This is a genomic window from Paenibacillus sp. FSL H7-0326 (assembly GCF_001955535.1).
Lineage (GTDB): Bacteria > Bacillota > Bacilli > Paenibacillales > Paenibacillaceae > Paenibacillus > Paenibacillus shunpengii.
Map to the genome: position 1 here is coordinate 62,633 of NZ_MPVN01000008.1, position 15,174 is coordinate 77,806.

Annotated in this window: 15 protein-coding genes; all 15 read left to right on the forward strand. The window is 47.0% G+C overall.

Annotated elements, in window-relative coordinates; translation table 11 throughout:
* Positions 1-4 precede the first annotated feature (4 nt).
* Entirely contained in the window at positions 5-1,987 is a 1,983-nt protein-coding gene (locus BK126_RS25740; RefSeq protein WP_076315354.1) for a cbb3-type cytochrome c oxidase subunit I, read from the forward strand.
* Positions 1,987-2,604 (forward strand): cytochrome (ubi)quinol oxidase subunit III, encoded by a 618-nt coding sequence (locus tag BK126_RS25745; protein WP_047913707.1) that lies wholly within the window; start codon positions 1,987-1,989, stop codon positions 2,602-2,604. The genes BK126_RS25740 and BK126_RS25745 overlap by 1 nt, the downstream gene beginning before the upstream one ends.
* 1 nt (position 2,605) lies before the next feature.
* Positions 2,606-2,941: a cytochrome o ubiquinol oxidase subunit IV gene (cyoD, locus tag BK126_RS25750; RefSeq protein WP_047913708.1), complete on the forward strand. Its 336-nt coding sequence runs from the start codon at positions 2,606-2,608 to the stop codon at positions 2,939-2,941.
* A 192-nt stretch (positions 2,942-3,133) separates the two neighbouring features.
* Positions 3,134-3,811: a deoxyribose-phosphate aldolase gene (gene deoC, locus BK126_RS25755; RefSeq protein ID WP_076315355.1), complete on the forward strand. Its 678-nt coding sequence runs from the start codon at positions 3,134-3,136 to the stop codon at positions 3,809-3,811.
* Between the two features lie 168 nt (positions 3,812-3,979).
* Positions 3,980-4,810: a 5-dehydro-4-deoxy-D-glucuronate isomerase gene (gene kduI, locus BK126_RS25760; protein WP_047913710.1), complete on the forward strand. Its 831-nt coding sequence runs from the start codon at positions 3,980-3,982 to the stop codon at positions 4,808-4,810.
* A gap of 20 nt (positions 4,811-4,830) precedes the next feature.
* Positions 4,831-5,583, forward strand: coding sequence for a DeoR/GlpR family DNA-binding transcription regulator (locus tag BK126_RS25765; RefSeq protein ID WP_076315356.1), 753 nt, complete (start codon positions 4,831-4,833; stop codon positions 5,581-5,583).
* A gap of 18 nt (positions 5,584-5,601) precedes the next feature.
* Positions 5,602-6,354, forward strand: a complete 753-nt coding sequence (kduD, locus tag BK126_RS25770) for a 2-dehydro-3-deoxy-D-gluconate 5-dehydrogenase KduD (protein ID WP_076315357.1) — start codon at positions 5,602-5,604, stop codon at positions 6,352-6,354.
* Between the two features lie 29 nt (positions 6,355-6,383).
* Positions 6,384-7,226, forward strand: a complete 843-nt coding sequence (locus BK126_RS25775) for a sugar phosphate isomerase/epimerase family protein (protein WP_076315358.1) — start codon at positions 6,384-6,386, stop codon at positions 7,224-7,226.
* A gap of 164 nt (positions 7,227-7,390) precedes the next feature.
* Positions 7,391-8,257: an ABC transporter ATP-binding protein gene (locus tag BK126_RS25780; RefSeq protein ID WP_076315359.1), complete on the forward strand. Its 867-nt coding sequence runs from the start codon at positions 7,391-7,393 to the stop codon at positions 8,255-8,257.
* Positions 8,250-10,481 (forward strand): ABC transporter permease, encoded by a 2,232-nt coding sequence (locus tag BK126_RS25785; protein WP_076315360.1) that lies wholly within the window; start codon positions 8,250-8,252, stop codon positions 10,479-10,481. The genes BK126_RS25780 and BK126_RS25785 overlap by 8 nt, the downstream gene beginning before the upstream one ends.
* Positions 10,474-11,199 carry a hypothetical protein gene (locus tag BK126_RS25790; RefSeq protein WP_076315361.1) on the forward strand — a complete coding sequence of 242 codons (726 nt, stop codon included), beginning with the start codon at positions 10,474-10,476 and terminating at the stop codon, positions 11,197-11,199. The genes BK126_RS25785 and BK126_RS25790 overlap by 8 nt, the downstream gene beginning before the upstream one ends.
* Before the next feature lie 28 nt (positions 11,200-11,227).
* Entirely contained in the window at positions 11,228-11,848 is a 621-nt protein-coding gene (locus BK126_RS25795) for an RNA polymerase sigma factor (RefSeq protein WP_076315362.1), read from the forward strand.
* Positions 11,832-12,719: a hypothetical protein gene (locus BK126_RS29560; RefSeq protein ID WP_076315363.1), complete on the forward strand. Its 888-nt coding sequence runs from the start codon at positions 11,832-11,834 to the stop codon at positions 12,717-12,719. The genes BK126_RS25795 and BK126_RS29560 overlap by 17 nt, the downstream gene beginning before the upstream one ends.
* The gene (locus tag BK126_RS25805; protein ID WP_076315364.1) at positions 12,716-13,582 is read left to right on the forward strand and encodes an ATP-binding cassette domain-containing protein; all 867 of its coding nucleotides are present in this window, start codon (positions 12,716-12,718) and stop codon (positions 13,580-13,582) included. The genes BK126_RS29560 and BK126_RS25805 overlap by 4 nt, the downstream gene beginning before the upstream one ends.
* A gap of 105 nt (positions 13,583-13,687) precedes the next feature.
* Positions 13,688-15,070 carry a homocysteine synthase gene (locus BK126_RS25810; RefSeq protein ID WP_256703047.1) on the forward strand — a complete coding sequence of 461 codons (1,383 nt, stop codon included), beginning with the start codon at positions 13,688-13,690 and terminating at the stop codon, positions 15,068-15,070.
* Positions 15,071-15,174: the final 104 nt, after the last annotated feature.

The window sequence follows — 15,174 nt, forward strand, 5'->3', positions numbered from 1 at the left end:
ATTCATGTTTAGTGATTTGTGGGAGTTCCTGACGACAGAGTTTTTGGTAACAGGCGATCCCCTTATTTTGGGGGCACAGGTATCTATCGGCCTAGCATCACTTGCGATTGTCGTCGGACTCACTTATTTTAAAAAATGGGGCTGGCTCTGGAAAAACTGGTTGACAACGGTTGACCACAAAAAAATCGGTATCATGTACATCTTGGCCGCGATTCTAATGATGTTCCGCGGCGGCGTGGACGCGCTTATGATGAGATTCCAGCTGGCTTTACCAGGTATGGAATTCTTGCATGCGGATCACTATAACCAGGTCTTTACTACACACGGAACGATCATGATTCTGTTTATGGCGATGCCATTTATGTTCGGTCTGTTTAATGTGGTTGTACCTCTTCAGATCGGGGCGCGAGATGTCGCTTTCCCTTATCTGAATGCTGTCAGCTTCTGGCTGTTCTTCCTAGGTGCAATGCTGTTTAACCTTTCATTCGTAATCGGGGGTTCACCTGCAGCCGGATGGCTCAGTTATCCACCTTTATCAGGGCTCGAATTTAGTCCGGGGGTAGGACAGAACTTCTATATATGGGGGATACAGATATCCGGTATCGGTTCCCTCGCCACAGGGATTAACTTCCTTGTAACAATCATTAAGATGCGTGCTCCAGGCATGACTTGGATGAAAATGCCGATGTTTACCTGGTCCGTATTTGCTACCAATATTATTATTTTGTTTGCATTTCCAATTCTGACGGTTACTTTGTTCTTGCTATTCATGGATCGTTTTGCAGGAACACATTTCTTTACGCTGGATCTCGGGGGCAACCCGATGATGTATATCAACCTCATCTGGATGTGGGGTCACCCAGAGGTTTATATCGTTGTTCTGCCAGCCTTTGGTATCTTCTCCGAGGTTGTGGCGACATTCTCAAGAAAGAGATTGTTTGGATATAAATCAATGGTATTTGCAATGCTGATTATCAGCGTACTGTCCTTCTTCACGTGGGTCCATCATTTCTTTACGATGGGATCAGGCGCCGATGTCAATGCATTCTTCGCGATTACGACCATGTTGATTTCGATACCTACGGGTGTCAAGGTCTTTAACTGGCTGTTTACCATGTATCGCGGACGAATTCGTTTTACGCTTCCAATGATGTGGACCATTGCGTTCCTGCCGTGCTTTATTATCGGGGGGATGACAGGCGTTATGCTGTCCGTTGCGCCGGCTGACTTCCAGTTCCATAACAGTTACTTCTTGATCGCTCACTTCCACCAGGTTCTGATCGGTGGTGTCGTGTTCGGTTACTTTGCTGGTATGTACTACTGGTGGCCGAAGCTGTTCGGATTCAACTTGCCGAACCGCTGGGGACATTGGGCATTCTGGACATGGAACATTGGTTTCTATATCACATTTATGCCGCAATACGCACTCGGTCTAATGGGTATGACTCGTCGTCTGTATACGTACGGATGGGATACAGGCTGGGCAACGCTGAACGTGGTATCTTCTGTCGGGGCATTCCTGATGGGGGCCGGTTTCTTGTTCCAGCTCTTGCAAATTGCAGATGGTATTCGAAAATACAAAGAAAACAAGGTCGGAGCGGATCCATGGGATGCTCGTACACTCGAATGGTCTATTCCTTCTCCGGTACCTGAATATAACTTTGCTTTCGTTCCAAAAGTCGATACTGTCGATCAATTTTGGGAGGATAAACAACGTAAAGCTACGGGCGCTCATCAAACGCAAACAGCTGAGCCAACATATGAGCCAATTCATATGCCGAAAAACACAGGTATTCCAATCGTGATGTCTGTCTTCTTCTTTATCGCAGGCTTCGGGTTTGTATGGGATTGGTGGTGGATGTATATCCCTGGACTGCTTGGCGTGGTGGCGACTCTGTTCGCACGCTCGTTCCAGTACGACACGGATTATTACATTCCGGCTGAAGAAGTTAGACGTACCGAAGCAGCCTTGAGGGGGTCGGTATAATGGCACACACAGCAGTAAATAATCATCATGATGATCACGGTCACGATCATGGTCATCATGATCCACAGGAACTAAAGACTTTAGGATTCTGGCTGTTCCTAATCTCTGACTTGATTCTGTTCTCTGTATTCTTTGCGACCTATATCGTGTTGAAGGATAATACGGCAGGCGGACCAGAAGGGCCGGATCTGTTTAACATGACGATCATTATTATCAACACATTCGTCTTGTTGACGAGCAGCTTCACGAGTGGACTTGCTATTCTGGCAATGAACCGCGGAGATAAGAAGGGATTAACGATCTGGCTGATTGTTACAGCCGTACTGGGTCTGACATTCCTGGGTCTTGAAATTTACGAGTTCACTGAAATGGTTCACCACGGAGCACTGATTACAACGAGCGCATTCACCGGTGCTTTCTATACTTTGGTTGGTACTCACGGCGCTCACGTAACGTTTGGTCTGTTCTGGATGTTCGGTCTGCTTCTTCAATTGAAGAAGCGCGGAATTACTCCTGAGATTCGTGGTAAAGTAATGAACTTAAGCTTATTCTGGCACTTTTTGGACGTCGTATGGATCTTCCTCCTTACGATCGTCTATCTGATGGGGGTGATGTAAGATGGCGGAACAGCATAATCATGCACATGAATCTCATGAGGAGCATGGATCACTTAAATCTTACACCATTGGATATGTCATCTCGATTATCCTGACCATCATTCCGCTTGTTGTCGTTCTGAATGACATGTTCAGTAGAACCGTAAACATGGTTATCATTTTGATCATGGCGGTACTGCAGTTTGGGGTACAGCTCCTATTCTTCATGCACATTCGTGATGGAGAAGCAGGTAAGCCAAAATGGAACGTTATGGGTCTGATTCTGGGTATCCTGCTCGTGCTTACAATCGTTGTAGGTTCGATTTGGATCATGATGAACAATCAAGTGGCTCACTGATCCTGATTAGTGAACCAGTCTTAGCAAGTTAATCTATAATGAATGAGCACCTTGCCTTTCTAACCATCGAGCAAGGTGCTCTTTTTTTGATCATGCACACGAATAGATCTAGCCTGCCTTTGCAAACCTAGTTAGTATTGGTATGATTAGATGTGGAGCAACAGAAATATACAAATAGTGAGGACGATAATAATGAATCAAACAGCAATTTCTCCTTTGGTTGATCATACACTGCTTAAGGCAGATGCCCGCAAAGAGGATATTATCAAGCTGGCAGAGGAAGCAAAGACTTACGGGTTTGCATCCGTATGCGTCAATCCGGCTTTTGTAGCGGCTGCTTATGAAGTGCTGAAAGACACTCCTGAGGTTAAAGTATGCACTGTTATTGGTTTTCCTCTCGGTGCAACAACTTCTGCAGTGAAAGCTTACGAAACAACGGATGCTATTAATAATGGAGCTACCGAAGTGGATATGGTGATTAACATCAGTGCGCTCAAAGATGGCAATGATGATTACGTTCGCGAGGATATCGCAGCTGTCGTCAACGCAGCTAAAGGGAAAGCACTGACCAAAGTCATTATCGAGACCTGTCTCTTAACAGATGAAGAGAAAGTACGTGCATGTGAGCTGGCTGTACAAGCCGGTGCTGATTTTGTGAAGACTTCCACGGGCTTCTCTACAGGTGGAGCGACGAAGGAAGATATCGCGCTCATGCGCAAAACGGTAGGGCCTGATGTAGGCGTCAAGGCCTCTGGAGGGGTCCGCAGCAGTGAGGATGCATTAACGATGATTCAAGCGGGAGCTACCCGTATTGGAACAAGCGGCGGCGTTGCGATTGCAAAAGGTGAGCGTTCTGACAGCAGCTACTAATCGGATATAGGATTTGAATGGTAAGCGATCCCGAGAGGGGTCGCTTTTTTGACATAGTTTTAATTTTTCATAAATAAAGGGTACACAAATCGACTTAAATAAACTAAAATAAACCTATATGAACTTCCTTCTAATATAATCTATGACATACGAAAGGATTGATATCAAATGCAAAACCGTTATGCTGCTCATCCCAATGAAGTGAAGAACTATGATACCAGCCGTTTACGCGAGGAATTTCTGATCGATCACTTATTTGCCAAAGATGAACTTGTTACCGTATATTCTCATGTGGATCGTTACATCGTAGGATCTGCGGTGCCAGAGTCTCAAGATATCAAGCTGGAAGTGAATTTGAAGGATATTGGGACGGACTTTTTCCTGGCTCGTCGTGAAATCGGTATCATTAACATCGGTGGTCATGGAACGGTATCTGCCGATGGGGTACGGTATGAGATTGGAAGCAAGGAGTGTCTGTATATCGGCCTTGGTGTGAAGGAAGTGATCTTCCATTCAGGCTCAGGAGAAGCTCCACAGTTTTATTTTGTATCCACACCTGCCCATCATGCTTACCCGACAACGAAGGCAACACAGCAGGAGGCTACGCCGGCTCACTTAGGCAGTATTCAAACCTCGAATGAAAGAACCATATATAAATACATTCATGAAGGCGGAATCAAGAGCTGTCAGCTGGTCATGGGAATTACAGAGCTTGATCCGGGGAACATGTGGAATACGATGCCTGCGCATACACATAATCGTCGTTCTGAAGTGTACTTGTACTTCAACCTTCCGGAGGATGGAGTCGTATTCCATATGATGGGTGAGCCTGAAGAAACGAGACATCTGGTTGTTCGTCAGGGTCAGGCTGTTATCTCACCGAGCTGGTCGATCCATAGCGGTGTAGGAACGAGCAATTACACGTTCTGCTGGGCTATGGCTGGAGAGAATCAAACCTTTGATGATATGGACGGCGTGAAGATGACGGAGCTGAAATAACACAGAAAGTTGAATGAAATATGAACTCAATGAAACGACATGAAAAAATAATGGAGCTGCTCATTGCCAAGCAGGAAGTGACCGTGAATGAGTTAAGTGAGCTCCTTGAAGTGACTGGAAAGACCATCAGAGAGGATCTGGACAAGCTGGAGAGCATGGGTCTCCTCGTGCGGGTGCACGGGGGAGCCATGCTGGCCCAGAATGATCAATATGGCATTCTGACCAGTATGGGTGCGCTGGAGAAGCACAATCCCGAGAAGATCGAAATCGCAGAGCGGGCAATGACTTACATCGAGCCGTATGATGTCATTGCTCTTGATGGAGGAAGCACGACACTGGAGATGGCACGACTGCTGGAGAATATTCCGCTGACGGTCATCACCAATGATCTGTTCATCATTTCCGAGCTGACCCGTAAGGATCAGATTCGGCTGGTGGTGCCAGGCGGGTCCAGGGTCAGAAATATGCTGGTCAGTGATGAGACGGAGCAGTTTATATCCAGCTTGAACATCCACAAGGCGTTTATTTCGACGACGGCTCTGCATCCTGAATTCGGTTTTTCTATATACACGGGTGATCTTGTTCCTCTCAAAAAGGCACTGATCCACACAGCGCAGCATGTCTATGCTGTAGTGGATCATTACAAATTCGGTCGATTTGCACTGCGTACTTTTGCAGCTTGCGGAGAGGTCGATGTGATTATCAGCGACAAAGCACTTACGGATGAAATGAAGGCTCCATACGAAACCATGGGAGTGAAGATTGATAATTAGCGGGAGGCATAGAGAAGTATGAACTATTTTGATCTCAGTGGTAAAGTAGCACTGGTTACCGGTACCTCCGGTGGATTAGGTCAAGGAATGGCCATAGGGCTTGCAGAAGCAGGTGCGGATATCATTGCTGTATCCCATTCCATGCCGACAGAGACGGTGCAAGCGATTGAGCAGCTAGGCCGTAAGGCATTGGGAATTCAGGCTGATCTGAGCAAAGAAGAAGAGCTTTCATCCATATTCGAACAGGCACTTCAGTTTCAGGGAAGAATCGATGTGCTTGTCAATAATGCGGGAATTATCCGCCGTACGCCGGCAGCTGATCACGGAGCCTCGGACTGGCATGATGTCATTGACCTTAACCTAAACACTGTATTTTTCTTAAGCCAGCTGGCTGGAAGACATATGATTGAGCGGGGAAGCGGCAAGATTATCAGCATTGCTTCCATGCTGTCTTATCAAGGCGGTATTAATGTGCCGGGGTATACAGCCAGCAAGCATGCGGTAGCAGGCTTAACCAAAGCACTGGCTAACGAATGGGCAGGTAAAGGAATACAGGTCAATGCAATTGCTCCGGGATACATGGTAACGAACAACACCCAGCAGATCAGGGACGATGAGAATCGCTACAAGGATATTACAGCTCGGATTCCAGCTGGACGCTGGGGGACACCGGAGGATCTGAAGGGACCAGTGGTATTTTTGGCTTCCTCCGCTTCAGATTATTTGAATGGACACGTTCTGAATGTAGACGGAGGCTGGCTCGCTCGTTAATGCTCATTTAAGAAGGAGGATACGAGAACATGAAACTGGGAGTTCTGGCGCATACGTTTGGTAAACAGCCCACTTCAAGTCTGGCAGCTCGCATCGCCGGCAGCGGGTTTACATCGGTTCAGCTTGCACTGGCCAAGGCGTTGTCAGATATCGATTCTTCAACTGGTAAACTGAGCCCGGGTCTGGCCAATTGGGTAGGTGAGCAGTTCCACAAGGAAGGCATACGGATAGCGGTGCTGGGCTGTTATATTAACCCGGTTCATCCGGATACGGCCGCGAGGAAGTCTGAGCTGGCACGCTTCAAAGAACATTTGCGTTATGCTCGTGATTTTGGCTGCAGTATCGTAGCCACAGAAACAGGAAGTTTAACCACGTACAAAGAGACTCATCCGACTTCCTACGAGGAGCAGGGATTTGAGGTGCTGCGTGAGTCGGTGCTTGAGCTCGCAGAGGAGGCGGACAAATGGGGCGTTCATGTGGCCATTGAGCCCGTGTCTGTCCATACCTTACATACAAGAGAGCATATGCAGCGCTTGTTCGAGGAGGTTCCGTCATCGAGCGTTGGGCTGCTGTTTGACCCATGCAATCTGATCAAGGTAGAGCATGTCGTGGACCAGGCAGATTTTCTGCGAGATGTGTTTGAACAGCTGTACGATCGAATGATTGCCATCCATGCGAAGGATGTTGCTTTTGATGTGAGCGGCAAAAAGTACAATCCTGTACCTGGCGAAGGGATATTGGATTATCCTTTATTCTTTGAACTGCTCAAAGCGTATAAGCCTCATATCGACATCTCTCTGGAAGGTGTAACCGCGGAGCAGGCAGATGATGCGGCAGCCTATTTACGTCGCTTATGGCATGCGGGCAACTAGTTCCTTAGCAGATATCAAGGTTTTCCCGAATTCATAAAATCTCTTCTCATGTAACAAAATGAGAGGAGATTTTTTTTTGTGAGTTCAAACTTTTTCTTGGACCATCTCGTTACAGCATCGAAACCGCGCGGAAATACCATAACGAATGGGGAACAACGAAACATATGATCACGACTCAGAATTTAACCAAATCATATAAAGGGCATCTGGCATTGGATGATGTGACCTTAACCTTCAACGAGGGCATGGTCGGCCTGCTAGGACCTAACGGTGCAGGCAAAACGACTTTTTTGAGAGTTATGGCTACATTACAGAAACCGACATCAGGAAGTGCAAGCATCTTCGGGGTTCCACTGTCACAGCCGGAGGAGGTGCGCAGACAGATCGGCTACCTTCCGCAGCATTTCAGTGTGTATCCACAGCTTACAGGCAGAGAGTTTCTTGATTATGTGGGCGTATTGAAAGGGATCCACGCTGCAAAGGCCCGTCAGGAGGAGATTGAACGCATACTTGATCAGGTGAATCTTACCGACAAGGCTGACAAGAAGGTGCGGACTTATTCAGGTGGCATGCGGCAACGTCTCGGGATTGCACAAGCGCTGTTGGGTTCTCCTAAGATGCTGATCGTTGATGAACCAACTGCTGGTTTAGATCCGGAGGAAAGAGTTCGATTTCGCAATATACTCACCCGGTTCAGCGTTGGGAGAATCGTACTCTTGTCAACACATATCGTTGCAGATATTGAAAGTAATTGCAGGCAGATCGCCGTACTGTCCAGAGGACAGCTTGTGTTATCTGGTAATTTGTCCGATCTGGCTGATGTTGGTGACGGCAAGGTGTGGCAGGCCGTGCTGAACGATGAGGAATTGCGCCAGATAAACCCCATGGCGATCGTATCGACTCAAAGATTAGAAGAGGGAGTCTCCTGCCGCATCATTAGTGATGACGCTCCGCATCCAGCGGCTGTGGCGGTTAAGCCAACACTTGAAGATGGCTACCTTGCTCTGATTGGGAGAGAACGTCATGCATAAGTGGGCGAAGCAGTATGTGCTGGAATGCCGTTTATTGTCCCGAAGGGTCGTACTCATGTCCCTGCCTATTGTGTATGCCGCATTTTTTTGGCTGGTGATGTATTTCAACTTCAAGAATCCAATGCAAAATCTGTATTACAGCATAGACCGTATTCAATCAGTCGGGCATACGATGACGCTTGGGGTGGCGATTTTTCTGGGTATATCGCTTGCACGCCGTGATCTGGCAAGACTTGCATATGAGTGGGTGAAGAGCTATCCGATATCATCTGCTGTCCAGCTTACAGCCAAGTATGCTGCCATTCTCAGTTATTTAACGATATTTACGATCCTCATTGCTGCAAGTATGCTCATCGCTGGGCAGATCAGTGGGCTGGAAGTAAAGATCGTTTGGCCTCGCATGCTGTATTTTACTATACAGTACGAAGTGTCCTATGCCGTCACGGTCGCACTCGGGATGCTGCTTGGCGTCATCATCAGTAACCGGGCTGTGTATTTGATCGGGTTCAGCGCCTGGATGTTTGGCACCTTTTTCATGGAAATCTTCGTACTGGAACGCTATGGCTGGCATCTGCTGAAGACATTTCATCTCAGCCAGCTGTTCATCGAGAGCGGAAAATGGTATCAGACCTGGAGTGTAGCATTGTTTGCCGATGAAAGGAATGCTTCGAGAGTATTTGTTCTTATGTTTGCCATGCTCTTACTTGCGGCTTCTATTCTTGTTCTGAATTATAAGCGTCCTGTTCGAAAGACGGCCAAGTCCTGGATAGCTTCTGTATGCGTACTCGCTGTGTGCAGCGCAGCGTTCATCCCATACTCGTCTATATGGGCGGAGAAGAATAACCAGATCCAAGCCATATTGCATGACCCGAATGTACAAATGGAAGGTGAGTCAAGTGCTGAGCATCAGAATATCTTTGCCCTTTCCTCATATGACCTCTCCATCACTCAGAACGAACAGGATATCCTTGAAGGCTATGCGGTGATGCAGCTGGAAGCAAAGGCAGTGGATAGAGAGGCTGATGCGCTGAAGTTTACACTGAATCGTGCTTTTGTAATCAAAGAGCTGCATATTAATGACGAGCCTGTCAACTATGTTCGCGAGGGGGATTGGATAACGGTTCATGTCCCAGAGTATACGAAGAAGCCGGCTGACTATGAGCTTGTGATTCGTTACCAAGGGAAGCTTGTCATCCCTTCGAACAGCAATTTTGACGTATATTACTCTTTCAGTTCGGGGGAAAATACGTATCTGGGCGGTATGATCGGATGGTACCCTATACCGGGCAAGCAGAGCATCTATGAATACCGAAAGGGTGCAACGGAAGAGGATCGAACTTTGCTCCTTGCTAATAAGCTGCAAGTTGAACCAGTTAATATGCAGGTTACCTTCCGCAATTTTAAGAACGAGATGTATACGACACTGGGCAAGACGGAATTAAAGAGCAGGGCAGGAGCAGGGGATCTGGCGGCGGCTGACGAGGATCAGGTAATTGCGGGGCGTGTGACGTCACCTCTGACAGCCATCGGAGCGTCGTTTACGGAGACGACAAGTGCAGTCGTACCACTTAAAGTGTACTCGACTCCTTTTGCACAGCGTTCTGTATTGCATGTGATGTCATTGGTGGAAGAGCAGTTTGCTTATTTCAAATCATGGCTTCCAAGTCTTGAACCGCAATATAAGCAGTTGTATATGTATGGTGATCAGCTCTACCTGAGCAGCTTATCTGATATTCAAAATGCGAGCTATATTCATAATGATCTTAATTCTTCTTATGACGCTTTTACGGCCAGAAATTGGATGAATGCTCTGATATTTGGTGATCAAGCCGGTGCAGATATGCTTTTGGCTGGGCTGAGTGAGCGCAATCAATTAACAGAGACGACTGCTGATATCAGACATCTGATTGGAATGCTCTGCTGGTATGTCTATTACCTTGACTACGAGCATGAGCCGCAGCATGAGGCCATGAGTAACTCAATGCTGTCTTACTACTTAATGAGATATGATGCGCTGAGCAGTGATCTGTATCATATGGCAGCTCAGATGATCAGCGAAGTTGATCAAGCTATAGAAGCAGGACAGACAGAGCAAGTGAAGCAGGTGCTTCATCATTTTTATAAACAGGATCTCAGTGTGCCGCCAGTGAAGCCGAATGAAGCTGATTTTATTACACCGCAGCAGTGGAATAAGGTATGGGACCAGGTGATGTCTGATGAATAATCGCTATACATCTTGGCTGCGAATGGAGCTGAAGGGGATGCGCAGCGGAACATTCTGGCTGGTTGTCGCCATATATCTGCTGCTGCTTACCACGATCCTGTTCCGAACCTTTGAGGATGGGGCTGCCCCAAATCCAATGCAATATAATGAAATGCTGTCTTTCTTATTGTGTACGATGGCAGCGATCCTGTTCTTTCAGCGTGAATGGGGAGCTGGGAGTATGGAAACCATCGCTTCCTATCCGATGAGTCTGACTGCAATGACCATAAGAAAATGGGGCTTGGCCATCATTCTTATGCTGATTGCCCAAGCAGGCTGGATGACCTTGTATGTACTAAGATTCGGACAGATGTCAGCTCGAGTGTATCCTTGGGATGGTGGCGAAGCAATAACAGACACGGTTCATATGATCGAGCTGCTCATTCAGCCCCTACCGGCGATGCTGTTCATGATCTCCATAACGATCTTCGGGATGGTGCTGAGCCAAAAACTGTATGGAGGCCTGGCGCTCGGTTTTGCCTGGTGGCTGCTTGATACGATGACGATGGGTGCTATATTCCGCCATTTTACTCTTTATACAACGTATTTAGACATGCGAGAGGTGCCATTTGTGCTTAATCGCGGGTTGCTAGTGGGTGCGTCGTTGATCCTTTTGATTATAAGTATCTTCGTAATCAATCGCCGGCATCGATATACCAAAGAATCGGAGCTAGAGTAATTGTTATAGCATTGGAAGGAGGGGTGCTGTGCTTACGGATGAACAATTGGCACGAAAAATGAGCGAAGGAGATCAGGAGGCGTTTGAAATGCTGGTGAACCGGTTTCATGGTCCTCTCCTTCTATACGCTGCAAGGCTGGTTGGAGACCGAGAGAAGGCTAAGGATCTGGTTCAGGAAACGTTCATTAAGCTGATTCGCCATCTGCGAGAACAAGACGGTCTTGATCATGTGAAAGCCTGGCTATATCGTGTATTGATGAATCTTTGCCGGGATTACTGGAAGAGTGCTGCCGCGGTACGTGAACGAGCAGCAGGAGAACAGATGCCTGACAAGGAGGACCCTCAAGTAAATGCGGAGGAACAATATCTCAAGGGAGAGACCGCTGACGAGATCCGAATGCTGCTCGGTGAACTGACAATGATGCAGCAGCAGGTCATAACTCTGCGTTTCTATGAGGATATGAAGCTGCAGGATATTGCGGAGCTCCTGAATATTCCGCTAAGTACAGCAAAAAGCAGTCTATACGCAGGTCTACGTCGTCTAAAAGTAAAAATATTGGAAAAGCCGGAGCTTTATGCGTCGATGCCGAATCTGATGACGGATACGTTTACAGAAAACGAGGTGTATGCCCATGAATCAAAAAGCTGATACAGGTCTCGAAATGCTGGAAAAGGAGCTTCGTTCTGTGCTTCCGCGTAAGGATGTTGCGCCCCCTTCTCAAGAAGAGACCTTGATGCTTCTGTCTTCGCTGCAAGGGGAGTTTGAGCTTCTGAAAGAAAACAAGGCACTTATAACAACATTTAGCAGTGATCCGGAAGTCCAACGAATGAAGCATCAAAGTGAACAGTCCACTGATGCTTGGGCAGAGGGTTCTATTCCTAAGCCTTCTCTGCGAAATCTGTTAAAAAGCCAGATGCGTAGAAATCAAGCAGCGATCTTCGGTACAGGGGCAATTCTGTTTATGCTGCTCGCCGTCCTTATTGACCCCTATCGCCCTGGTAATTCAAGCTTGACAATATACTCCATAACGACACCGCTGCTGTTACTGGTGGCGATGCTGTTTACACTGCGTTCAGGCGATCGGGGGTTAAGATCCGTGGAGAGAATTACGCCTTACCCACTGGCATTGATTGCATATAGCCGGGTTCTGCTGACCTTCCTAACTGTTCTTGTGCTTGCGCTTGTCAGTAATGTGATCGTCTATTTGAGAGTGGCGACGGTGGGTGGCGATGTATCCCACTTCGGACATTTTGTCCTTATGTGGCTGGGGGTAACATTAATAACTGGCGGGACAGCAATGTCGCTTTTATTCTACAAAGGAGTGAAGGCAGCCATACTAGGCTCTTCTGTCGTCTATCTAGTATGGCTGGTGGTTCAGCAGCAGCTGTCCATAACGGAGAGTCCCGGTTCCATCATCTTGTTATGGATCGACAGCCTTGTATTTGTTGCCGGAGTTGCCTTGATCTTATTTGCATACTACAGAAGCCGGTCACTTATAGCTGGGGCGAGGAAGGTATGATTACGCTAAGTCAAATTCAGCAGCAAATGGGCAGTTTTGTATTGGATATTGAATCATTAACTCTGCATAATGGACTAACTATGCTTGTCGGAGAGAACGGAGCGGGAAAGACGACGCTGCTAGAGCTTCTCACTACCGTGAGCGAAGTGCAGAAAAAGGGTGAGATCCACTATGAAGGCAAGAGCGCAGAAGGTTATAATCTATTGCTTGTTCGAAGCAGGATGGGATATGTACCTTCTTCCATGGAATTGTACGGGAGTATGACGGTATATCATCAGCTGCGTTATTTCGGAGAATTGAAAGGCATATACGATGATGCAGTGATTAGAAAGCTGCTATTGGAATTTGACCTCGAGAACTATGCTCCTGTCAAGATTCGCAAACTATCAAGTGGCATTGTCCGCAGAATTCATATTGCTCAAGCGATGCTCACGAATCCCCGATTCCTAATGCTCGATGAGCCTATGAACGGCCTTGATGCCGGTTTTCGTAGAAGAACCATTGCATATTTGTCCCATTTGGCTCAGCATCGCACCGTAGTAGCAGCTTCTCACGAGCTGCAGGAATGGGATCGAAGTGCCGATTATGTTCTATGGCTGGATTGCGGCAGGGTTGCTTTCTACGGCTCTGCTCGTGAATGGATTCAGAGTGTGCCAGGTGAAGTGTACGAAGGAGAGGTCAGTGATAAAGAGTTAGCTCACATCCCTGAGGCCAGTATCATTGCGCGAAGGACAAATTCAGATGGGCATGTGGTTCGGCTGTTCGAATCAGGCCAGTTGAATACATCTTTTCATAAAGTAATTCCAAGTATAGAGGATGCTTATTATATTAGAAAAAGACTACAATCCCCTCGTAATGATTAAAGCGGGAGTTTGTGGTCTTTTTTTTTGGTGTTCGTTGTTAGTAAAATCATAATAAATAATTATTATAGGAAAAGTAGGAATTAGTCTTTTCAAAGTTAACAAATTATGAGAGAATATGGTAAAAAAGAAGCGTGCTTTTGCCCCGCTCAAGAGGAGGAAAACAGAAATATGTCTAATGAACAAAAAGATTACGCATTTGAGACTCTTGCTGTCCATGCTGGCCAGGAGATTGATCCAACAACGTTATCGCGGGCTGTTCCTTTGTACCAGACAACTTCGTATGCCTTTCGTGACAGTGAGCATGCGGCCAAACTGTTCTCTCTTCAAGAATTCGGTAACATCTATACTCGAATTAACAACCCAACCACAGACGTATTTGAACAGCGAATTGCTGCCCTTGAGGGCGGGGTAGGGGCACTCGCTACAGCCTCGGGCCAAGCAGCCATTACTTTTTCTATTTTGAATATCGCTGGAAGCGGAGACGAAATTGTGTCAGCTTCAAGCCTGTACGGAGGCACGTACAATTTATTCTCTTCGACGCTTGCAAAGCTTGGAATTACAGTCAAATTCGTTGACTCGGAAGATCCGGCAAACTTTGAATCGGCTATTACAGACAAGACCAAAGCCATATATGCCGAGACGATCGGCAACCCACAAGGTAATGTGTTAGATATAGAAGCGGTAGCTGCAATTGCCCATAACCATGGAATTCCGCTAATTGTAGATAATACGTTTCCCAGTCCATATCTGCTGCGTCCGATTGAGCATGGAGCAGATATTGTCGTCCACTCAGCAACCAAATTTATTGGCGGACATGGAACCTCAATCGGCGGCGTGATTGTCGACAGCGGTAAGTTCGATTGGGAGGCAAGCGGCAGGTTTCCAGGATTGACAGAACCAGACCCAAGTTATCACGGGGTTGTATATACTGAGGCTGTTGGACCCCAAGCCTATATAATTAAGGCTAGAGTTCAGCTGCTGAGGGATCTCGGATCAGCGATTTCACCTTTTAATTCATGGTTGCTGCTGCAAGGACTAGAGACCCTGCACTTAAGACTTGAGCGTCACAGTGCTAATGCACTTGAAGTTGCAAAATATCTAGAGCAGCACCCGGACGTTCTATGGGTGAGCTATGCGGGGCTTCCGAGCCACCCGTCTTACAGCCTTGCACAGAAGTATCTGCCTCGGGGTCAGGGGGCCATACTGACTTTCGGAATTAAAGGCGGAGCGGCTGCAGGCAGCAAGCTGATTGAGAATGTTAAACTGTTCTCTCACTTGGCGAATGTAGGGGATTCCAAGTCGCTTATCATCCATCCGGCAAGCACGACGCATCAGCAGCTCTCAGAAGAAGAGCAGATCGCAGCAGGTGTGAATCCAGAACTGCTTCGCTTGTCGATTGGAACCGAGAACATTAAGGATATACTGGCTGACCTGAAGCAGGCCATCGAAGCCAGTCAGTTAGATCTGAGCATAGCTAATCCATCCTAAACGAAGCTCTTGCTTTGAACCCCAAGCCCTTATTGACAGGGTTTGGGGTTATTTTTACATTACCTCAATTCAGATTCTGTTCCTCTTGTTCATGCTCAAATGAA